Annotated in this window: 22 protein-coding genes; 17 read left to right on the top strand and 5 right to left on the bottom strand. The window is 35.6% G+C overall.

Annotated elements, in window-relative coordinates; translation table 11 throughout:
- Positions 1-310: 310 nt before the first annotated feature.
- Both ACYQ3D_RS07925 and hslO read left to right on the top strand, forming a co-directional pair.
- Positions 311-1201, top strand: coding sequence for a PHP domain-containing protein (locus tag ACYQ3D_RS07925; RefSeq protein ID WP_459837621.1), 891 nt, complete (start codon positions 311-313; stop codon positions 1199-1201).
- Entirely contained in the window at positions 1194-2063 is an 870-nt protein-coding gene (gene hslO / locus ACYQ3D_RS07920) for an Hsp33 family molecular chaperone HslO (protein ID WP_459837620.1), read from the top strand. The genes ACYQ3D_RS07925 and hslO overlap by 8 nt, the downstream gene beginning before the upstream one ends.
- On the opposite strand, the gene ACYQ3D_RS07915 is transcribed toward hslO, so the two are convergent.
- Positions 2056-2577 (bottom strand): hypothetical protein, encoded by a 522-nt coding sequence (locus tag ACYQ3D_RS07915; protein WP_459837618.1) that lies wholly within the window; start codon positions 2575-2577, stop codon positions 2056-2058. The genes hslO and ACYQ3D_RS07915 overlap by 8 nt on opposite strands.
- A gap of 145 nt (positions 2578-2722) precedes the next feature.
- Between ACYQ3D_RS07915 and nadD the strand changes: the two genes are divergently transcribed.
- From nadD to ACYQ3D_RS07880, 7 genes are all read left to right on the top strand, one after another.
- Positions 2723-3346, top strand: coding sequence for a nicotinate-nucleotide adenylyltransferase (gene nadD, locus ACYQ3D_RS07910; RefSeq protein WP_459837616.1), 624 nt, complete (start codon positions 2723-2725; stop codon positions 3344-3346).
- Positions 3339-3896: a bis(5'-nucleosyl)-tetraphosphatase (symmetrical) YqeK gene (gene yqeK, locus ACYQ3D_RS07905; RefSeq protein ID WP_459837615.1), complete on the top strand. Its 558-nt coding sequence runs from the start codon at positions 3339-3341 to the stop codon at positions 3894-3896. The genes nadD and yqeK overlap by 8 nt, the downstream gene beginning before the upstream one ends.
- Before the next feature lie 25 nt (positions 3897-3921).
- Entirely contained in the window at positions 3922-5100 is a 1179-nt protein-coding gene (locus ACYQ3D_RS07900; protein WP_459837613.1) for an LCP family protein, read from the top strand.
- Positions 5101-5160: 60 nt separating this feature from the next.
- Positions 5161-5517, top strand: coding sequence for a ribosome silencing factor (rsfS, locus tag ACYQ3D_RS07895; RefSeq protein ID WP_459837612.1), 357 nt, complete (start codon positions 5161-5163; stop codon positions 5515-5517).
- 310 nt (positions 5518-5827) lie between these two features.
- Positions 5828-8305, top strand: a complete 2478-nt coding sequence (gene leuS / locus ACYQ3D_RS07890; protein ID WP_459837611.1) for a leucine--tRNA ligase — start codon at positions 5828-5830, stop codon at positions 8303-8305.
- A 582-nt stretch (positions 8306-8887) separates the two neighbouring features.
- Entirely contained in the window at positions 8888-9481 is a 594-nt protein-coding gene (locus ACYQ3D_RS07885) for a ComEA family DNA-binding protein (protein ID WP_459837610.1), read from the top strand.
- 16 nt (positions 9482-9497) lie between these two features.
- Entirely contained in the window at positions 9498-11795 is a 2298-nt protein-coding gene (locus tag ACYQ3D_RS07880) for a DNA internalization-related competence protein ComEC/Rec2 (RefSeq protein ID WP_459837609.1), read from the top strand.
- Between the two features lie 35 nt (positions 11796-11830).
- Here the strand turns inward: ACYQ3D_RS07880 and ACYQ3D_RS07875 are convergent, their stop codons facing one another.
- From ACYQ3D_RS07875 to ACYQ3D_RS07865, 3 genes are all read right to left on the bottom strand, one after another.
- Positions 11831-12562 (bottom strand): CAP domain-containing protein, encoded by a 732-nt coding sequence (locus ACYQ3D_RS07875; RefSeq protein WP_459837608.1) that lies wholly within the window; start codon positions 12560-12562, stop codon positions 11831-11833.
- A 78-nt stretch (positions 12563-12640) separates the two neighbouring features.
- Complete coding sequence (locus ACYQ3D_RS07870) at positions 12641-12943, bottom strand: alpha/beta-type small acid-soluble spore protein (RefSeq protein ID WP_459837606.1); 303 nt, start codon at positions 12941-12943, stop codon at positions 12641-12643.
- Positions 12944-12983: 40 nt separating this feature from the next.
- Positions 12984-13286, bottom strand: coding sequence for an alpha/beta-type small acid-soluble spore protein (locus ACYQ3D_RS07865; RefSeq protein WP_459837605.1), 303 nt, complete (start codon positions 13284-13286; stop codon positions 12984-12986).
- A 177-nt stretch (positions 13287-13463) separates the two neighbouring features.
- On the opposite strand from ACYQ3D_RS07865, the gene holA reads away from it, so the two are divergent.
- Positions 13464-14471: a DNA polymerase III subunit delta gene (gene holA / locus ACYQ3D_RS07860; RefSeq protein WP_459837604.1), complete on the top strand. Its 1008-nt coding sequence runs from the start codon at positions 13464-13466 to the stop codon at positions 14469-14471.
- A gap of 45 nt (positions 14472-14516) precedes the next feature.
- Here the strand turns inward: holA and rpsT are convergent, their stop codons facing one another.
- Positions 14517-14783, bottom strand: a complete 267-nt coding sequence (gene rpsT / locus ACYQ3D_RS07855) for a 30S ribosomal protein S20 (protein WP_459837603.1) — start codon at positions 14781-14783, stop codon at positions 14517-14519.
- A gap of 200 nt (positions 14784-14983) precedes the next feature.
- On the opposite strand from rpsT, the gene ACYQ3D_RS07850 reads away from it, so the two are divergent.
- From ACYQ3D_RS07850 to grpE, 7 genes are all read left to right on the top strand, one after another.
- Positions 14984-15319 (top strand): phage holin family protein, encoded by a 336-nt coding sequence (locus tag ACYQ3D_RS07850; RefSeq protein ID WP_459837602.1) that lies wholly within the window; start codon positions 14984-14986, stop codon positions 15317-15319.
- A 17-nt stretch (positions 15320-15336) separates the two neighbouring features.
- A complete protein-coding gene (gpr, locus tag ACYQ3D_RS07845) occupies positions 15337-16317 on the top strand; it encodes a GPR endopeptidase (protein WP_459837601.1) in 981 nt (326 codons plus the stop codon).
- Between the two features lie 141 nt (positions 16318-16458).
- Positions 16459-17595, top strand: coding sequence for a stage II sporulation protein P (spoIIP, locus tag ACYQ3D_RS07840; RefSeq protein WP_459837600.1), 1137 nt, complete (start codon positions 16459-16461; stop codon positions 17593-17595).
- Between the two features lie 61 nt (positions 17596-17656).
- A complete protein-coding gene (lepA, locus tag ACYQ3D_RS07835) occupies positions 17657-19462 on the top strand; it encodes a translation elongation factor 4 (RefSeq protein WP_459837599.1) in 1806 nt (601 codons plus the stop codon).
- Positions 19463-19480: 18 nt separating this feature from the next.
- A complete protein-coding gene (gene hemW / locus ACYQ3D_RS07830) occupies positions 19481-20617 on the top strand; it encodes a radical SAM family heme chaperone HemW (RefSeq protein ID WP_459837598.1) in 1137 nt (378 codons plus the stop codon).
- Between the two features lie 120 nt (positions 20618-20737).
- The gene (gene hrcA, locus ACYQ3D_RS07825) at positions 20738-21781 is read left to right on the top strand and encodes a heat-inducible transcriptional repressor HrcA (RefSeq protein ID WP_459837597.1); all 1044 of its coding nucleotides are present in this window, start codon (positions 20738-20740) and stop codon (positions 21779-21781) included.
- Positions 21782-21852: 71 nt separating this feature from the next.
- Positions 21853-22560 (top strand): nucleotide exchange factor GrpE, encoded by a 708-nt coding sequence (gene grpE / locus ACYQ3D_RS07820; protein WP_459837596.1) that lies wholly within the window; start codon positions 21853-21855, stop codon positions 22558-22560.
- Positions 22561-22643: the final 83 nt, after the last annotated feature.

Raw genomic sequence — 22643 nt, 5'->3', positions numbered from 1 at the left:
GGAAAGTGGGCTAATATTGTGATATTCTTTTGATTAAGAAGGCTGAAGTCTTTTATCATGTAGTATAGCTTCAACACCTAACTTTTTTAATCGTTGTTGATTATAATTTAGAGTTCTGCCTAATAATAAAGATAAGATAGTAACATTAATTTAGTGTTCAAAGGTATAATCATCAGTATTTTTGATATATTGTGTCAAAAGATGATAAAGGGTTAGAATTAGTGGTTAATATTTGTTATTGATTTTAATGGTTAGTATCTGGTATAGTATCAACAGGGTCCAGAAATTAATTTTTGTAGGGAGGTCGACGATGAAGGAAATAGACTTACATATTCATACTAACTATAGTGATGATGCTGATTTTTCTCCCCAGGAGATAATCAATAAAGCTCAACAGAAAGGACTGGCTGCGATAGCAATTACTGATCATGATCTAACAGCAGGTGTGCCCGAAGCTCTTGAGCTAACAACAGATAAAGAGTTAGAAGTAATTCCAGGGGTTGAGTTTGATACTAGATATGGCACTAATAATTTACATATTTTAGGTTATTATCTGGATTGGCAGTCTTCGCAAATAGATGATTTATTAGCTGGCATGGAAGAGGCTAAAGAGGAGCAATTTTTTAAGCGGATTGCAAGACTACAGGAGTTAGAATTTGAGATTACAGCTCAGGAGGTACTAGCTCAGTCTGAGAATGATCGACCATTAGGTGGTTTTATAGCTGAAGTTTTACTTAATAAACCTGCTAATCAGAATGATGACAGATTACAAACTTATTTGACAGGAGAGAAAAGTGATCAACCTTATTTTAACTTTCATCTGGATTATTTTAAAGCAGGGGCTAAGGCTTATGTTCCTTGTTGGAAGCCTCAAGCAAGTGAGGCGATTAAACTAATTAGAGAGTTAGGTGGGGTAGCTGTTTTGGCCCATCCTGGGTCTGCTTTAAACTATGATGATCAAGAAGTGATTACTGATTTGATGGCGGCTGGATTACAAGGGATAGAAGCTTATAGTACCTATCATACCGAAGAGGAAAGGGCTGGATTTATTAAGTTGGCCGAAAAAAATGATTTACTAGTAACTGCAGGTAGTGATTTTCATGGTTCTTTAAAGCCTAAAATCGAATTAGGCGGGGTTAAAGGTAATGATTATGCAATTGTGGACAAGTTAAAAGAATTAAGAGGTGATAGTAATGAGTAATTATTTGGTCCGGGCTATGACAACTAATAAACAAATTAGAGCTTTAGCAGTAGATTCTACTAGGGTAGTTCAAGAAGCACACAAGTCGCATCAGACTACTCCTGTAGCTACGGCAGCTTTAGGAAGGACTTTGACGGCAGGTTTATTGATGGGGTCAATGGTTAAATCAGGTGCTGAAGTTATTCTTCAGATTACAGGAGATGGTCCTTTAAAGAAAATTGTGGTAGAAGGGAATCAGTCCGGTCAAGTGAGAGGTTATGTTTCTAATCCACAGATTGATCTGCTGACTAACCAGGCTGGAAAGTTAGATGTAGCTCAAGCTATAGGACAAGGAGAACTACAAGTTACCAAGAATCTTCATTTGAAAGAACCTTACCAGGGGAGCATTAATTTAGTTTCGGGAGAAATAGGAGATGATTTAACCTATTACTTTACTAAATCAGAGCAGACACCTTCTTCAGTAGGTTTAGGAGTATTAGTTAATCCCGATTTATCTGTTCAGGCAGCAGGTGGGTTTATTATTCAATTATTACCTGAAGCTAGTGAAGAGACAATTGATAAGTTAGAAGAGAATTTAGCTGAGATAAATTCAGTTAGCAGATTAATTGAGCAAGGATTAAGTCCAGAAGAGTTATTAGAAAAGTTATTAGCCGGTTTTGATTTTAAAGTGCTAGCACAAAAGGATGTGGAGTTTGAATGTAAATGTAGTAGAGAACAAACCCAGGAATTAATATTAAGTTTAGGTGAAGAAGAAGTTAGAGAAGTGCTAGAAAAAGAGGGGGAAGTAGAAATCACCTGTCATTTCTGTGGTGCGGCTTATTCCTTTAATCAAGAGGAAGTAGAGGAGATATTGGCTAATTAGAATCTACTTGATTGATTGTTAGTAAACTAGGTGGAATATCAGATGTATAGATAAATTCAGCTCTGAATTGTCCTTGGTAATCAGCAAAAGGGATAGGTCGAGCTATCTCTTTTAGCTGCTGCCAAAATTGATCTGTAACTAGATAATTTTCTTGTATTTCTAGGATGGTATCTGCAATTTGGTGTGGGAAAGCATATAGCTTAGTTAGTTTAAGCTCAGAAATATCTACTGCAATATGAACCTGGTCTTTGATGGGTTGGCCCCAAAAATAGATTCCAGTTGGTCGTTGTGTTTTCTGATCGATAATATTAGTTGTACTCCTTGGATGGGCTACTTTAAGTCCTACTTTTTTGACTTCTTTGATTGCTTCTGTAATCAAAGTTGATTTATTTTCTCTAATATAATGATATAATTTATTAGGTACCAAATTAGGTTTGGTTTGTTGGTGGTATAATTCTTGTAATTGGATTAATTTGTTTTTTTCTGTTCTAGATGTTAGTTTCGTTTTAGTCATTAAATCCCCTCCTAAATAAATTTTAACCAGATTTAGTTTATAGTATACTTTTATTAAACAGGAAGTAAGTTGGTGCTTGAGAGAAATCTTTGTCTATTATATGATAATAAGCAAACTACAAACTTGAGATTAGGAGTTGACAGATATGAATGACGATAGATTAGCAATTGGAATTATGGGCGGGACTTTTGATCCCATTCATAATGGCCACTTAGTAACTGCTGAGTGTGCAGCTTATCAATATAATCTAGATGAGGTTATTTTTGTTCCGTCTGCTAATCCACCACATAAGACTGAACAACAGATAACTAAAGCAGAAGACAGGTTTAGAATGGTTACTTTAGCTACAATGAGTAACTCTAAATTTAAAGTTTCCCGGATAGAGATTGAAAGAGAAGGTTTATCCTATACTATAGATACAGTCTGGGAGTTTAAAAGAAGGTATCCTCAAGCTGAGATTTATTTTATTACTGGTGCAGATGCTATCTTGGAGATTTTTACTTGGAAGAACCCAGAAGAATTATTAGAAGAAGCGCAGTTTATTGCTGCTAGTCGACCTGGTTATTCCTTATCCCAATTAGGACAAGAAATTTATGACTCTTATAGGGATAGTATTCATTTGCTTAAGATTCCTGGATTAGCTATTTCTTCGACTGATATTCGGCAACGTGTAAAATCTAATCGGCCTATTAAATATCAACTGCCAGAAGAAATAGAGTACTATATTAATAAACATGACTTATATACGGAGGCAACAGATAATGAATGAGGAACAAGCTATTGTTAAATTAAAAACAATGATCAGTGACCAGCGATTAAAACATAGTTTAGGAGTAAAAAATACAGCAGAAAAGTTGGCTAAGAAGTATGGTGCTGACTCAGTTAAAGCTCGGTGGGCTGGCTTGCTTCATGATTGTGCTAAAGGTTATAGCGAACAAGTATTATTGCAAAAGGTAGAAGAGTTTGGTATAGTAGTAGATAGCATTCAAAAGCAAGTACCGGCTTTATTACATGCTCCTGTAGCTGCTAAGTTAGTGACAGAGGAGTTTGCAATTGTTGATCAGCAGATTCAGCAAGCTATTCGGTTACATACTTTAGGTAGTCCAGAGATGACAACTTTGGATAAAGTAGTTTTTTTAGCTGATTATATTGAACCCAACAGAGATTGTACAGCAATAGATGAGCTGAGAAATAAAGTCCAAAATAAGTCTTTAGATGAAGTAGTTAGATTTGCTTGTGAGAATACAATTAAGTATAATTTAACTAAGGAATCTATAATTCACCCCCAAACGATTAAGACCAGAAATAGTTTGTTGTAAATAATTTTTCCAAGGAGGGGACTTGATGTCTAAACGATTGTTATTGTTTCTAGCTTTGCTGTTAGTGATTAGCGGGATCAGTATTGTGACTTATCAAGTGTTAACTGAGGCTCCCTCTCCCGATGCAACCCCTGACAAATCTCCTCCAGAAGATATTGGAGAAGAAACTAAGGTGCAGTTGGAGAATAAATTTAATATTTTGCTTTTAGGTTCTGATGTTAAAGCAAAGGGCCAACGACGGTCTGATACCATCATGGTAGCTAGTATTGATCTAGATTCTAAACAGATAGGTTTAGTATCTATTCCCCGGGATACTAGAGTCAAGATTCCAGGTTATGAAGGTTATCATAAGATTAATGCTGCTTATTCTTATGGTGGACTAGAGTTGATGACTGAAACAGTAGAGGGGTTGTTAGAAGTTTCGCTTGCTTATCATTTGCAGGTTGATTATCAAGGGTTTATAGCTATTGTTGATACATTAGGCGGGGTAGAAGTTGAGATAGAACAAGATCTGGAGTATGTTGATCAAGCTGCTGATTTAACTATTGATCTAGAAGCTGGAAGCCAGACATTAACTGGTCAACAAGCGCTAAATTATGTTCGGTTTAGACATGATGCCTTGGGAGATATTGGTCGTATTCAACGCCAACAGAAGTTTTTAAAAGCTGCGTTGGATAAGTTTTTAACTTTCAAAACTTTATTTAAGGTTCCTAAATTGGTGCAAGAATTTAATAACTATGTGACTACAAATCTAGAGCTAGCTAAGATGGCTAGATTAGTAGCAGATATAAAAAACTTTAGTTTACAACAGTTGAAAATGGAGTTGTTACCAGGTGAAGCTAAGTATATCGGAGAAGTTAGTTACTGGTTGCCTGATTTAGAGAGTACTAGGCAACTAACAACTTCTTTATTGGAGACTAAAGATTATTTTAAGCACCAACAGTTAACTTTAACTGTTTTAAATGGCCAGGGAAGTTCTGGTTTAGCTAGTCGTGTTGCTCAGTTATTAGCAAGCCAAGGTTATAAAATTGAGCAAGTGGATAATGCTGATCATTTTAATTATCAGGAAAATAGGATTTTAGTTCCCCCAGCTAAAGTCGAAGTTATAGCTGATTTGGCTGATTATTTACAGGCTACAATAGTTGAAACAACAGAAATAGATCAAATTAAAGTAATTATTGGTCAGAAATTGTCTGAGGATTAGACAATGCATAATTTATGTCATAATTAGAATAATATAAATATATAGGAGGTAATATTGTAGATGGAGGTTGAGACGTTAGAGACTGATAAATTGGCTGAGTTAATTGTTGATGCTGCTCAAGAGAAGAATGCTGAGGAGCTGACTGTGTTGGATATGAAAGGGATTACTACTTTAGCAGATTATTTTGTGATCTGTAATGGTACTTCAACTCCTCATGTACGAGCTATTTTTAATTCGATTGTTGATAATTTAGAGGAAGCAGATATAGAACTGCAGCATAAAGAAGGAACTGATGAATATAGGTGGGTTGTGTTGGATTATGCTGATGTAATAGTCCATATTTTTCATCCTGAAGAAAGACAACTTTATAATTTAGAAAAATTATGGGGCGATGCTGAAAGAGTAGATTGGGAGTAATAAAGAAGTTTTTAATTGACAAAATTTATCCTATATTTTATAATGACTGTAACTGAATATTTACTTAGCTGAGAAGAGGAGTAGTAGGTTTTAGTAACTGAACTCGCCTTGGAGCTAGATAGGTGAATTATTAGTAGCTTATCAATTAAGAGAGGATTTAATTGGTGTTATCTAATTAGATCAAGTAGGGTGGTACCGCGAGCCAACCTCGTCCCTATAAAGGTTATTCTTTATCAGGGGCGAGGTTTTTTGTGTATTAGTTATTTAGTAATTAATTTCCAATAATTTTTGGCAAGGAGGTTACAATTAAATGAAGGACAGATATAATTTTAAACAGATTGAACCTAAGTGGCAGACAGAATGGCAGGAAGACAATTTATATCATACTACAGTTGATGAAGATAAGGAGAAGTATTATGTACTAGAGATGTTCCCTTATCCTTCTGGTAATCTACATATGGGCCATGTTCGTAATTATTCTATTGGTGATGTATTTGCCCGTTTTAGAAGGATGCAAGGCTATAATGTTTTACATCCAATGGGCTGGGATTCCTTTGGTTTACCAGCGGAAAATGCAGCTATTAAACGTGATATTCATCCTGCTGACTGGACTGATGATAATATTGCTAATATGAAGGAACAGTTTAAAATGTTAGGTTTAAGTTATGATTGGGATCGAGAAGTTGCTACTTGTAAACCTGATTATTATAAATGGACTCAGTGGTTATTTCTAGAGTTGTATAAAGAAGGATTAGCTTATCAACAAGAAGCCCAAGTGAACTGGTGTCCTAGCTGTCAGACAGTACTAGCCAATGAGCAAGTGATTGATGGTCAGTGCGAACGATGTGATAGTGAGGTTGATGATGATAAGGACTTAGAGCAGTGGTTCTTTAAGACTACTGAGTACGCTGACCAATTATTAGCAGATCATGAATTGTTAGCTGGTTGGCCGGACCGAGTTAAAACAATGCAGCAGAATTGGATCGGACGGAGTGAAGGAGCTGAAATCGAATTTGGAATTAAGGATAGTGAGCATACTTTAGAAGTCTTTACTACTCGTCCAGATACTATTTATGGAGCTACTTATATGGTATTAGCTCCGGAACATCCTTTGGTGGATGAATTAATAACAGGTCGAGATAATGAAGTTGAAATTCGAGATTTTATAGCTGATATTAAAGCCCAAGATGAAGAAGAAAGAACTGGAGATGAAGCGGAGAAGTTAGGAATCAAGACTGGGATTAAAGCTATTAATCCAGTAACTGAAGAGGAAATTCCAGTGATGATTGCTAATTATGTACTAATGGATTATGGTACAGGAGCAATTATGGCTGTACCTGCCCATGATGAACGAGATTTTAAGTTTGCTAAAAAGTATGATCTACCAATTAAGGTAGTTATCCAGCCAGAGGAAGAAGACTTCACAGCCGAAGATTTAGAGACTGCTTATACTGAAGCTGGAGTAGTAGTTAATTCTGGTATGCTTAATGGATTAACTGTTGACCAAGCTTTTCCTAAGATTGTAGAGTATCTTGAAGAAGAAGGAATTGGTAGTAAAGAAGTGAATTATAGATTACGAGATTGGTTGATTTCTCGCCAGAGATACTGGGGAACTCCAATTCCAATTATCTATTGTGACCAGTGTGGGACAGTACCAGTTCCTGAAGAGGATTTACCTGTTGAATTACCGACAGATGTAGAATTTACTGGTGAGGGCCAATCCCCGTTAGCTAAAGAAGATGATTTTGTAGCTACTACTTGTCCTGAGTGTGGTCAAGCTGCTCAACGAGAAGTGGATACTATGGATACTTTTGTGGATTCGGCCTGGTATTATCTGCGCTATACTAGTCCAGAATTAGATGATGTAGCCTTTGCTTCTGATAAAGCTGATTACTGGATGAGTGTGGATCAGTATATTGGCGGGGTTGAACACGCTATTATGCATCTGTTATACGCTCGCTTCGTAATGAAGTTTTTACATGATCAAGGACTAGTAGCTGATAAAGAACCATTTGCTAATCTATTAACCCAGGGAATGGTCTTACTAGATGGAGCTAAAATGTCTAAATCCAAAGGAAATGTTGTTGATCCTTTAGAGATTTTAGATGAATACGGAGCCGATGTAGCTCGCTTATTTATTCTATTTGCTGCTCCGCCAGAGAGAGATTTAGATTGGAGTAATGACGGGGTAGAAGGAGCCGAGCGGTTCTTAAATCGAGTTTGGAGGTTAGTAGTTCAGAATTTAGATCAGATCCAAGGAACTAGTACTGACTTTACTCTAGCTAGTAACTGGGATGAAGAGCTACACCGCCAATTACATGTAGCTATTAAGGATGTAACTAGTGATATTGCCGAGCGTGGTCAGTTAAATACTGCTATTAGTTCTATTATGGAGTTAGTTAATGCTGCTTATAAATATTTAAGTGAAGCAGAGAAATTAAATCAGGAGCTATTGACAGTAGTGATTGAGAATATTATTTTATTGTTAGCTCCATTTGCGCCTCATATGACGGAAGAGCTGTGGTCTGAGTTAGGTTACGAAGAAAGTATTCACCAACAAGAATGGCCTGAATACAGTGAAGAAGCTACTAAAAAGGATGAAATTGAGATTGTAGTTCAGATCAATGGTAAAGTCAGAGATAAAGTAGAAGTTGCTGCTGATATTGGAGAGGAAGAGCTAAAACAGGTAGTTAAAGAACAGGATAATGTCCAACGTCATCTTGAAGGCCAAGAAATAGTTAAAGAGATTGTGGTTCCTCAGAAATTAGTTAATATTGTAGCTAATTAATAGTTGTTTAAGAGAAAAGCCTACACGATTGTCGTGTAGGCTTTTCTTTATTTTTTGGTTTATTGTGTCACCGCAGGTGACACAATTGTCAGTCGTGTATCAGCTAATTCAAAACCTTTAAATTCATTTCGGAAAGCTTGCAAGCAAGCTTTTTTTCCGTAAAGTCTTAGGAAAGAGAAAATACTTTTTGCAATTAAAAAATATTCAGCTATTAAATAGCATCAAAACTTAAATTAACTTCTAGTTTTTAGTCTTAAGGCGCTTCTCTTTTTTTGATTAAAATTCAAAAACTTAAAGAATATTAGCTGATTTTAATTTTTTATCAGAGAACAATCAGTGCCCTATAATTAAAATCAGCAAGTAATATATGAACTAAGACTGTCTAAATATTATTGCAATTTTTTACTGGCAGAAAACATTGATTGTTCTCCCTTGAAATCTTTTGGTAACTTTTATATTTTGATAAAAGTTACTCGGAAAAAAGCTACAAAGTAGCTTTTCCGAACTAGCTGTTGAATTTTTATTGTTAATGTATAAAATTAACTTTATTGTAAAAGATAATTTCAGATAGGAGGTGGGGGGATGTTTAGAGTACCAGATAACAATGATACTATAGTAATTTTATTAATAGTTGTTATTGTAGGAGTTAGTGGTTTCTTGCTCTGGCAGGATAAGACAGATCAGCAAGAAACTATCGAGATTGACCAAGAGGAAAGTACAGCCCAGGTTAAATCGAACCAGCCAACAGAAGCTACTAGTCAACAAGACGAGCAGATTATTGTTCATATTGGAGGAGCTGTAGCTAATCCTGGTGTCTATAACTGCCAAGCAGATGCTAGATTATATCAAGCCTTAGACCAGGCCGGCGGGCCAACTAACCAAGCTAATCTAAATGCTATTAATTTAGCTGACTCTATTAAAGATGGCGAGAAGATAATCATCCCTAGCAAGAGTAAAGAGAAGCAAACACCAGACTCAGAGAGTGATCGGATTAATATTAATTCAGCTAGTCAGAGTAAGCTAGAAGAATTAGAGGGAGTTGGCCCGGTAACAGCTCAAAAAATTATTATCTATCGTCAACAGCAAGGTGAATTTAGTAAGCCTGAGGATCTAATCCAGGTAGCAGGGATTGGCGACCAGACCTTAGCAACTATAAAAGGGCAGATTACTTATTAGAGTTAATCGCCCTTTAGTGGAAGGAATTATTGCTTTTGGTTGGGGGTTAATAGTAGCTAATTATCTACCAGTAACAGCTGAATTACTTAGTGTAGTAGGCTATATAATTATAGGCCTTGTGTTAGTAACCTTATATAGCTGGTATCACAAATCTCAGTTGACTAAATTGCTAGTCTGGTTGTTAATCTGTTGTCTAGGATTCTTTTATCTCCAGAGTTTAGATCAAGACTGGGCTACTTCAGAGTTAGCTACTAAATTGGGGACTGAGGTAACTATGCAGGCTAGAATTACTGATGTTGAAACTAGCCAACAACAGGTTAAATACACAGTTGATAAGTTAAAATTTCCAGCAGATAACGATAGATTTAAGAGACAAGTATTGCTTAGTCAGTGGCAGCCAGAAGAGAAGTTTAAGCCAGGGGGTTTAGTAGAGATAACTACTACTTTACAGTTACCTTCAAGGCAGCGTAATCCAGGTGGGTTTTCTTATCGGTCTTATCTTAAAAAACAGGGGATTTATGCAGTAGGAGATATTGCTAGCATCGAGAAGATAGGAGAGATGAAAAATGTATTACTGAAGCCTTTAGTGGTTAGCCAAGAAAAGTTGAAAGCTAAAATAAATTCTTATTTTTCCCGTCCTTATAATCAGCTCCTCCAGGCTTTGTTATTAGGAGTTAAAGAGAAGCTGCCTTCTGAGTTAGAAACACAATTAAGAGAGTTAGGGGTCAGCCATTTATTTGTGATTTCTGGCTTCCATATTGGATTGCTTAGTTATTTACTTTACTTAGTTGGGCAGCAGTTTAATTTATCTTCTGGTTGGATTTTATTACTGACTAGTTTAGGTTTAGGTAGTTATTTAATCCTAATTGGTTGTCAACTACCAAGTTTGAGAGCGGTTATATTGATTTTATTAGTTTCTGTAGGTCAGTATTTAGACCGAGATTGGGACTTATATAATTTATTAGCTGGAGTCGGAATCATTATTTTATTGATCAATCCGAGAAGTTTATTTACTATTAGTTTTCAACTATCTTTTATGGCAGTAGTAGCTTTAAGTTATTTAGCTCCTGTGTTAGAGGATTATTTTAGTTGGTTACCAGAAAGAATGCAGTCGACAATAGTAGCTACTTTAGCAGTTCAGTTAGGATTGTTACCTTTATTAATTTATTATTTTAATCAACTTGCGGTAAGTAGTCTAGTAGCTAATTTATTATTAATGCCTCTAATTAGTCTACTAGTCTGGTTAGGAATAATTTTTAGTATAGTATCCTTTATTAGCTCAGGTTTAGCTAGTTTAGTAGCTTGGTTAATTGAATTATTATTAGTAGTAACTGTAGAATTAATTCAGTTTCTTAGTCATTATCTAGCTGTTACTATCTCTATTGCTACTCCTGGTTTATTGGTGATTATAGTTTATTATTTAGTACTTTATTATTTAGCGCAGTTAATTAAACCTAGTTTGATTCCTTATAATCGGCAGTATAATAAACGAGATTTAATTATTTGTTTAAGTTTAGTTTTTTTATTAGTAGTCTATGTAGGTTGGAGTGGACAGGGGAGGTTAAAAATCATCTTTTTTGATGTAGGAGCTGGTGATGGAGCCTATATTAAAACCCCTAGCGGCCAAAAGATAGTAGTTGATGCTGGCAAGACAGGAAAAGAGATGATAAATTACTTTCAAGCAGCCGGGATTAAACAGTTGGATTTAGTTTTAGCGTCCCATCTTCACGAGGATCATATGGGAGGAATGTTAGCGCTTATTAAGCAATTGAGAGTGGGTCAAGTTTGTCTACCACCTACTCCAACTCAGGATTTGGATCCAGCTTTACAACAGGCAATTGTTAAGCACCAGATTAATAAGAGTAAGTTAGTAGCTGGAGATCAAATTACTATTGCTCCGCTCCAATTACAGGTTTTAGCTCCCAGTTACCCTTTATTACAAGAGGAAGCAGCTAATAACAATTCGTTAGTTGTTAAATTGACTTATCAGCAGTTTAGTTTATTATTAACAGGTGATATAGAAGCTAAAGCAGAAGAAAGATTGCTAGCTAAGGGGTATAATTTAGAGAGTAATTTATTAAAAGTTCCTCATCACGGTAGTGAAACTTCAACAACTTCTGATTTTCTTAAGCAAGTTGGCCCTGATTTAGCTATTATTTCAGTAGGAGATAATAATTATGGTCACCCAGATTCTAGTGTTATTAAGCGTTTACAAAAGAGGGGGGTTAAGGTAGTAAGGACAGATAATAGAGGAGCAATTACTATAGTTACTAGTGGACAACAGTATCAATATCAGACTACTATTAAACAGTAAAGAGGTCAAGATTCTATCTTGACCTCAAGTTAGAGCTATGGTCTGACAAACATTTGGACCCAAGATGGAGTCTCATTTTCATCTCTGGCTAGTCCGATTCCTATCTGAGTAAATTTTTGGCTGAGAATATTTCTTCTGTGGCCGGGAGAATCCATCCAACTATTGACCACTTGTTCGGCTGTTCTTTGGCCTTGGGCAATATTTTCGCCAGCTGCTGTGTATTGGATATTAAATTGCTTTAGCATTTCAAAAGGTGAACCATAAGTTGGTGATGTATGGCTAAAGTAATTATTATCTACCATATCTTGGGCTTTAGTCTGGGCTACGTCTGATAGTTGTTGGCTGTGTTGATAAGGTTGTAACCCTCTTTTTTGTCGTTCTTGGTTTACTAGATCAATTACTTTGGCCTTAATAGCTTGAATATTATCAGTTGGTTTCTGTTCTGGTTGCTCTGGTTCTGGTTGTTTCTGTTGGGATCTATCTTGTTGGGGTGTTCTTTGTTGTTGAGGTTGTTGTCTGTGGTTAGGACTATAAATTTTATTTCCAGGATAAATCAAGTCAGGATTTTCAAGATGAGGATTGGCTTGGACAATATTATCTAACTTCATCTGGTGGCGACGGGAAATTTTCCATAAAGTATCTCCTTTTTCTACGACACATAATAATTGGCGTTGTTGCTGTGGTTGTTGGGCTAGTACAGGAGTTAAAGTGCTGAATAATAGAGCAATCATTAGTGAACAAATCAGGTATTGTTTAGTCTGTTTCATTAATCTGCTCCTTTCTCTAGTTTGGTATAATTTTAATAAGCGGTGCTTGATCAAGCACCGCTTATTAAATATTTAGTTTTATTGTTGAGGTTCAAAGGAACCTACTTTATTCTTAAGGTTATAGTCTTGTTGTTGACTCTCTTGAGTTTGAGCATTAGTAGTACCTTGGTTATTGGCTAGATTTTGCTCGTATTCTTGGATCATTTTCTTAACCATTTGACCACCAACAGCACCACATTCACGAGAAGTCATATTACCCCAGTAACCAGACTTATAATCATTAGATACATTAAGCTCTTGGGCAGCTTCCACCTTGAACTTGTCCATAGCTTGTAAAGCTTGCGGATTAACTAATCTGTTGTTATTACTTCTAATAGACATAATTTAGTACCTCCTTGAGTAGTGGATTTTAATAGTAGATTTACTGTTGAGGTTCAAAGGAACCTACTTTATTCTTAAGGTTATAGTCTTGTTGTTGACTCTCTTGAGTTTGAGCATTAGTAGTACCTTGGTTATTGGCTAGATTTTGCTCGTATTCTTGGATCATTTTCTTAACCATTTGACCACCAACAGCACCACATTCACGAGAAGTCATATTACCCCAGTAACCAGACTTATAATCATTAGATACATTAAGTTCCTGGGCAGCTTCCACCTTGAATTTGTCCATAGCTTGTAAAGCTTTAGGATTGACTAATCTGTTACTATTATTTCTAGTTCCCATTTGTCTCATCTCCTTTGTGTGATTAATTAGTTGATTAATTAGTTGATTTGATTACTGTGTTACATTACCTATTGTACGGCTAAATTCTTATTTTATACTTAGTAAGTTTTAACTTCAATTAATTTTCTTTCATACTTCTAAATTTTATGTTAATATTAAAGATAAGTAGGTGATAAAATGCAACATCAAGATATTTTAAAACAGGATATAGCTGATCTGGAGTCTGTTTATCTAGCTTATAGTGAAGATGAATATTTATTAGAGGATTTTGTAGATAAGTTTATTACTACTTTTGTAACTGATGAATTTAGTGATTTTAACTTGAATATTATCCAGGATAAATCGGATATTGTATCTCAGATAATTAATGCTGCAGAAACATTACCATTTATGGTAGACAAAAGAATAGTAATTGTGCATACTTATGACTTATTTACTAAGCAAGTTAAGAATAGAGATCAACTTCAGGATTGGTTAGCTGATATTCCGGAAACTACTATTTTATTATTTGTTAGTTATCAACAACCGGATAAACGCTTGAAATTATATAAGAAAGTAAAAGAAGTAGGTCAGATCCTAGAATTTAATCCGCTCCAGTATAAGAAATTAGATAAGTGGATAGCTAAGCAAGCTCGACAGGAAGGTTATCAGATTCAAGGCGGAGCAATTAAGTTACTAGAAGAGGCTTTTAATAATGATTTACAGAGATTAGAAAGTGAACTGGAGAAAGTAATTACCTTTGTTGGTGACCAGCAGACTATAACTAGAGCTGATGTAAAAGCAATCATCAGTAGAGATTGGCTGGTTAAAGATAATATTATCTTTGATTTTGTGGATGCCATTGGTCACCAAGATACTTCTTTAGCCTTAGAGTTATTGACTAATATTTTAGAGGAAGGAACAGAGCCTAAGCAGATTTTAGGAATGGTTGCTCGCCAGATTAGATTGATGTTACAGACTAAATTATTATCAAGACAAGGATTAAGAATTAAAGAAATTGCTAGTGAGTTAAATCAACATCCTTATCCTGTAGAGAAGTGCCTTAAACAGAGTCGTAATTTTACTATTTCAGCTTTAGAAGAGGCTTTAGAAAAGTTAGCTGAGGCTGATTATAAGCTGGTAACAGGAGCAGACCAGGAACTGGAGTTAGAGTTGTTAGTTGTTAATCTCCAGGAAGCAATTTAATAAGTTATAGAAAGGGTGCTGCCCTACGGCAGCACCCTTTTTGTATTATTCAGCTAGTTGATTAAATTTACGATCTAATTTAGACTTTTTGCGAGCAGCTTTATTTTGATGAATAGTTCCTTTACTAGCCACTTTATCAATAGTCTGTTTAGCTTCTTTTAATTTTTCTTCTGCTGAATTAATATCTTCTTCTGCTACTGCTTCGTGAAAATCTTTAATAGCAGTCTTCATTTTAGCTCTTCTAGTGTTATTAATTTTATTCTTCTTATTATTTACTCTAGCTCTTTTATCTGCAGAATCAGTTGTAGGCATTACTTGCACCTCCTTATGTATATCAAGAAATTATTATCTATTTCAACCATCTGAATTTTATCATATCACTGGCAAAAAAGCAAGGTTGAGTTTTAGATGAGAGTTAGAGAATAAAAAGATGAATAAAAGTAACTGAGGCGGTTAAGATAATGAATAAATAAGCAAATAACTATAGATGAGAATAGACAGGAGGTGAAACAATGGTTGGCTGGTTAGGTGCTATTATCCGGTTTATTGTATCTGCTTTTGTGTTGTTAGGAGTAAGTGCGTTAGTTCCAGGAATGGAGGTAGTAGGATTTACTAATGCTTTGATTGCAGCTGTGATTATAGCTTTTTTAGGTTTTATATTAGAGTCAGTAGTAGGGGAAGAAACTTCTCCACAAGCTAGAGGAATTATTGGATTTACTACTTCAGCTGTAGTGATTTATTTTACTCAATATTTAGTTACAGGAATGGCTGTTACAACTATGGGAGCTTTATTATCGGCTTTGGCTATTGGAATTATTGATACTTTTGTTCCCACTGAACTGCGGTAGAAAGGAAGGAGTTAAATATGACAGCTGATTTTGATGATTTAGCAACGTTAACTGATTTAGCTGTAGAAGCTAGAGATATGGCAGTTGAGAGAACTGGGGGAGAGATTCCAGGTGTTACATTAGAAGAAACAGAAGCAGATAACGCTACAATTAGTAGAATTGAAGTCCTAAATCAAGATGCAGCTCAGCGGATTGGAAAACCACCTGGGGACTATATTACACTTGAATCTGAGTCACTACGAAGAACTAACCGGCAAATTCACGAGGAATTAAGTGGTACTTTAGCTGCTGAAATGAATAATTTAATAGATTATAATAGTCTACCTCAGGCACCAACTATTTTAGCAATTGGTCTAGGAAACTGGAATACTACTCCTGATGCCTTAGGTCCTAGAGTAGTTCATCATCTACTGGTTACTCGCCATCTCTATGATTCATCTGCTCCTCAAGCTCAAGAAGGTATGCGGTCTGTGTGTGCTTTGGCTCCGGGAGTATTAGGGATAACAGGAATAGAAACGGCTGAAATTATTAGAGGAGTTGTTGATCGGGTACATCCCGATTTGATTATTGCTGTCGATGCTTTAGCTGCTCAGGAAAGTAATCGTTTAGCTTCAACTATTCAAATCAGTAATACAGGAATTTATCCTGGTTCTGGTTTAGGAAAACAACGAATAGGAATTACAGAAGAGGATATGGGAGTCCCAGTAGTAGCGATGGGAATGCCGACAGTTATCAATTCAGTCCATATTGTAAATGATACGATTAGCGAGATTGAAAGTAGCCAAGATTTGCCTCCGCAAGCTAGTGATTTACTAAATCAGACTAGTCAAGAGGATTTAATTGAGAGTGTTTTACAACCATTTATGGGGGATTTAGTTGTAGCTCCTAAAGGAATTGATCAGTTGATTAGAGATACTAGCCGAGTAATAGCAGGAGGGATCAATGTAGCTTTGCATCCTGATGTTAGAGCAGAAGATGTTTCGTTATACTTACAATAGGCTGTTTAGATAAAAGCTCTAATCTGATCAGATTAGAGCTTTTATTATTAGTTATAAATCTGGTCTCTTTTACATAAATTTCTTATAGATTCAGTAGTAAAGAATCTGCTAGATTGTAGATCAGATATAGGAAGTGATATAATGGGCAAAAAATTAATCAGCCTTCTGCTAGTACTAATTATTATAAGTTATTTATTTTGGGGAGTAGAAGAAGTTAGGTTAAGTTCCAGTAAGCTAATTAATCAGTTAGCTAGATTAGTTGAGCTTGATATGGCGCAGGCTAAATTTTTGTTACAAGAAGGATTGCCAATTATTAGAGCTAGTAATCAACTAGAAGCTAATAACTCTCCAACGATACTTGATTCTTTTTGTCAAATTACAACTGGTCTCCCTTTATCCTTTTTTAAGACTAAAGTAGCTTTGGAAAAACCAGTTGCCTCAGTTGTTAGTCGCTTACAGTCTAAATTGCAACTAGAGAAGAAAGAAGTAGAAGAGAAGTTAGAGGCTGAAGGGAGGCATACTAATGAAAAACAACGGAAGGTTAAACTTGATTTTTGGCAGACTGAACCGCAAACTGATGCTCCAACTAAGCAAGACAAGAAAGAAGATGTATTCCAGGAGGATAACGAATATAATCAAGAACGTTTTATCCCGAATAAAGGTTCATTAGTCGGGATTTATCATACTCATACTTCAGAAAATTATAATAATAGAGGTCATAATGCTCATGCTTCAGCTGGTCAGCAAGGGGGTGTAGTTGAAGCTGGTAAAGCATTAGCTAACAGATTAGAAACTAAGTATGATATATCAGTAGCACATTCTACTAGAGTTAATGATAGAACTTATGCTCGGTCTTATATTAATTCATTAAATACAGCTCGACAGATGATAAAAGATAACCCTGATTTGGAGATGATATTTGATATTCATCGTGATGCAGTTGCTGATGCTACTGATGGTTTTTTTACTACTGAAATTAATGGCCAACAAGTAGCTAAAATAATGATTGTTGTGACTAATAATAATTATAGTTTACCTCATCCTGACTGGAGACAAAATTTAAAATTTGCTAAAAGACTAGGTGAAAAAATGGAAAAGATGTATCCCGGGTTATTAAGGGAAGTAGAGTTAGTTAGTAATAGAAGATATAACCAACATATTCATCCTCATGCTTTATTGTTAGAAATGGGAGGAGCTAGTAATACAATAGCAGAAGTTAGACGCTCTGCAAATCTTTTTGCAGATGTATTAGCCCGGCTAGTACAAGAAGGTGGTTGATTAAACTAAACTCTGGTGTTATAATTAGACCAGCAAACTTTATGTTTAAAGGAGGTAGAGGATGAGTCAGGTTAGTCAAGAATATATTAGGAATTTTTCTATTATTGCTCATGTCGATCATGGGAAATCAACTTTAGCTGATAGATTGCTAGAGATTACAGATACTATTTCGCAACGGAAGATGGAAGAACAATTATTAGATACAATGGAGTTAGAACAAGAACGAGGAATTACAATTAAAGCTCAGGCTGTGCGGATGGATTATCAAGCTAATGATCAGGAAAATTATATTTTAAATTTAATTGATACGCCAGGTCATGTTGACTTTGCTTATGAAGTTTCGCGGAGTTTAGCAGCTTGTGAAGGAGCAATATTAGTTATTGATGCGGCTCAAGGAATAGAAGCCCAGACATTAGCTAATATTTATTTAGCCTTAGAAAATGATTTGGAGATTATCCCTGTTATTAATAAGATAGATCTACCTAGTGCTGATCCAGACCGGGTAAAAGAGGAACTTATAGAAGTAGGGATTGATCCTGCTGAAGCTATTTTAACTAGTGCTAAAGAAGGCACTGGAGTAGAAAAAGTACTAGAGGCTATTGTTAATCGGGTACCAGCTCCTACAGGTAAGCGGGACAAGCCACTAAAGGCTTTAATCTTTGATTCAATGTATGATTCTTACCGCGGGGTTATTTCCTATTATCGAGTTATGGATGGTGTGCTTGAACCAGGGATGGAGATTAAAATGATGGCTACTGATAAGACTTTTGAAGTAGCTGAAGTAGGAACGTTTAGTCCGGAGATGACTGAAGCAGATCAGATTTCTGCTGGTGAAGTAGGCTATGTAGCGGCTAATATTAAAGATGTTCAGGATGCTCAAGTAGGAGATACAATTACTAATGCGGAGAATGAAACTGAGAATCCGTTACCTGGTTATAAACCAGCTAAACCAATGGTCTTTTGTGGTTTATACCCAGTAGAGAATGAAGATTATGAGCCATTACGTGAGGCATTAGAGAGGTTACAACTAAATGATGCTTCTTTAACTTTTGAAGCAGAATCCTCTGAGGCATTAGGATTTGGTTATAGGTGTGGCTTTTTAGGTCTGTTGCATATGGAGATTATTCAGGAACGTTTAGAAAGAGAGTTTGATCTTGATTTAGTGACTACTGCTCCTAGTGTAATCTATAAGGTATATAAGACTGATGGGCAGGTATTAGAGATTGAAAATCCTGCTAATATGCCAGAAAAACAGGAAATTGAAAAGATGGAAGAGCCAGTGGTAGAAGCAACTATTATGTTACCAGATAAGCATGTAGGATCGGCAATGGAGTTGGCCCAAGAAAAAAGAGGCGAGTTTAAGAATATGGAGTATTTAGATGAAATTAGAGTTAGATTAACTTATGACTTGCCATTAAGTGAGATTGTTTTAGACTTTTTTGATAAACTTAAGTCTAAGACTCGAGGCTATGCTACTTTTGATTATGAATTTTCTGGATACCAAGAAGCTGACTTAGTTAAGTTAAATATACTGGTTAATAAAGACTCTGTGGATGCTCTATCTTGTATTGTACACCGTGATTTTGCCTATAATATAGGCCGGCAGTTGGCTCAAAAGTTAAAAGATTATATTCCAGAGCAAATGTTTGAGGTGCCTATTCAGGCTGCTATAGGTAATGAAATAATTGCTAGAGAAACAATCAAGGCTAATCGTAAAGATGTATTACAAAAGTGTTATGGTGGCGATGTCTCTCGGAAGAAGAAATTACTTAAAGAACAAAAAGAAGGTAAGAAACGGATGAAACAGGTAGGTAGTGTAGATATTCCACAAGAGGCATTTATGGCTGTCCTAACAATTGATGACTAAATAAGTAAGGTGAAAATTATGTCAGATTATGGTTTGTATATTCATATTCCCTTTTGTGTGGAAAAATGTTATTATTGTGATTTTAATTCAGTTGCCCTCCAGGAGGAGTTGGTGACTGAATTTGTTACTGCTTTAAAACAGGAAATAAAGTTATTAGCTACTAGATATCAACCTCGGTTGCGGACTGTTTTTATTGGCGGGGGGACTCCTACTGTCTTGTCTCAATCAGATTTAGAGGCTATTATTACTACTTGTCAGCAAGAATTTACCTGGGGAGCTGATGTGGAGTTTACAATTGAGGCTAATCCTGGTACAGTAGATCAGGAGAAATTAGAGTTACTCCAAGAGCTAGGTGTTAACCGATTGAGTTTTGGAGTGCAGTCTTGCAATGATTATTGGTTAGAGCAACTAGGTCGGGTTCATACTTTACAGCAGGCAATAGATAATTACTATCAGGCTCGAGAAGTAGGCTTTACTAATATTAATTTGGATTTGATTTTTGCTCTACCTGGTCAGAGTATAGATGATTGGGAGCTGACTTTAGATTTAGCTTGTCAATTAGATCCTGATCATTTATCTACATATAATCTGCAGTTTGAAGAAGGAACCCTATTTTATAAGTGGCTCCAGGAAGGGAAGTTAACAGCTGTTAGTCAGGATCTGGATTTAGAGATGTATCAGTTGGCCCAGAAAAAATTAAATCAAGCTGGCTATCAGCAGTATGAAATCTCTAATTTTGCTAATAATAATAAAAAGTGTCAACATAATTATGATATTTGGCTTAATCAGTCTTATTTAGCGCTTGGCCCAGGGGCTCATTTTTATGATGGAATAGCCAGAGGCTATAATTATCAATCAATTAAGAAATATTGTCAATCTATTAGTGATCATCAGTTGCCAGTAGCTAATTACTGTCAGTTAAGTCTAGAAGAAGAGATAGAGGAAACAATGATGTTAGGATTACGGTTAACTGCTGGTATTTCTAGAACAGAATTTATAGCTAGGTATAATTGTTCAGTTTTTGATATCTACCAGGAAGAATTGCACAAGTTAGAAGCAAATGGTTTATTGGAAATAAAGCAAGACCGGATTGCTTTAACCCCTCAAGGTAGGTTATTAGCTAATCAAGTTGTGGCTGAGTTTTTATTAACTTAGTATTAATTTCCAATTGTAAATTAAATTTGACAAATTAAAAGGTACATGATATTTTTATTATAGCAAGTTGTTAGCACTCGTTGACTTCGAGTGCTAACACAGAGGGGTGATGGTTTAAAGATGCGGGTTACAGACCGGAAAAAGAAAATTTTAAAAGCAATTGTTAAAGAATATATTACAACAGCTGAGCCAGTTGGTTCACGAAAGTTAACCAGAAGATATAATTTTGATGTCAGTTCTGCTACTATTAGAAATGAGATGGCTGACTTAGAGGAGGCCGGTTATTTAGAACAACCCCATCGTTCTGCTGGGCGAGTGCCTTCAGATAAGGGATATAGATTTTATGTTGATTCATTAATGGATTTAAACCAGTTATCTTCTACACAGGCTGAGTCAATTAAGCAAAAGTATGATTCTAAGGAACAAGAAATTCAGGGGTTGATTGAAGATACTTCTCAGTTGTTATCTGATTTAACGCAGTATACTTCATTAGCTTCCAGTCCTAAGATTCAAGAGAGTGTCTTAGAATATTTAAAGTTAGTTCCTGTAGCAGATGAAAAATCACTGATAGTATTAGTTACTGATACTGGTATAGTAAAGGATAAGGTGGTAGATATTCCATCGACCCTCAGTCATAATAAATTAGAAAAGATTTCTCGCTTTTTAAACCAGCGGTTACATGGTTTACCATTGCATCAAATAGATGAACAATTATTACAGAAGTTAAATCAGGAATTAATTAATCGTTTAAGTTTAGATACTAATCAGTTACGATTTTTAAGCAATGCTGCTTTTAAGAATAATTTTTCTTCAGCTGGTAAAATATACTTAGGGGGTACAACTTATATACTGGATCAGCCTGAATTTAGTGAAATAGACAAGATTAAAAATGTTTTACAGGTATTAGAGCACGAGTCAGCTCTAGAGGATATTTTGGGTGGTTTTAAGTCTCAAGCAGGTTTAGAGATTTTAATTGGTAGTGAGAATGAATGTGAAGAAATAAAAGATTGTAGTATAGTAATTGCAACTTATTCTCTTAATGGGCGACCAGTAGGTAAAATTGGCGTACTAGGGCCAACTAGAATGAACTACCCTCAAGTAGTAGGAACAGTTAAGTTTATGTCTGATTTTCTAAGTAAGCATTTGACTGAGCAAGACGATTAACATCCTAGGGTTAGGGGAATCCTTAACCTTAGTACATATAAATTAGCTAGTAGAAATAGGTGGTGATAATAATGGGTGAAGATACAGAGGATACAACAGAGCAAGAAGAAGTTTTAGAGGAAGAAGAGATTGATTCTATACCGGAGACAGAAGTGCTTGATTCAGAAGTAGAGAGTGATCTAACAGGACTTGAGGTTGAAATTAGTAACTTAGAAGATAAATTAAAAGAAGAATTAACCGAAGAAGTAGATGCTATTGAAGAAGAATTTGCTAAGTTAAAAGATGGTTTAGATACTGCTAAACAACTGGAAGAACAACTTGGTAAGTTAGAAGAGGAATTAGCTAGTGTAAGTGAAGAAAAGGAAAAATACATCAATCGTTTACAAAGGTTACAAGCTGACTTTTCCAATTATAAAAAGCGAGTAACTAAAGAGAAAGAAAAAATATCCAAACAAACTACTAAGGATTTCGTAGCAGATCTACTGCCAATCATTGATAATTTTGAACGAGCCTTAGATACCTCTGGGGATAGTAAAGAGGTAGCAGATGTCTTAGAGGGAGTAGAGATGATTCATCGCCAACTTACGGATCTATTAGAGAATAATGATGTAGAAAAGATTGCAACAGTTGGTAAGGAGTTTGATCCTAATTTCCATCAAGCAGTAATGAATGAAGCAAGTGATGAATATGAGTCAGGTGTGATTACTGAAGAGTTACAAGCAGGTTATAAACTAGAGGACTTAGTAATTAGGCCAGCAATGGTAAGAGTAGCAGAGTAAGACAGAATGTATAATAATAAAAGGTTGATAATGCAAAGATAAAATATATTTTGGTTAAATTAAAAATAAGGAGGAGGATACAT

The organism is Halanaerobaculum tunisiense (assembly GCF_054657635.1).
This window is presented reverse-complemented; position numbering and strand designations above follow the sequence as displayed.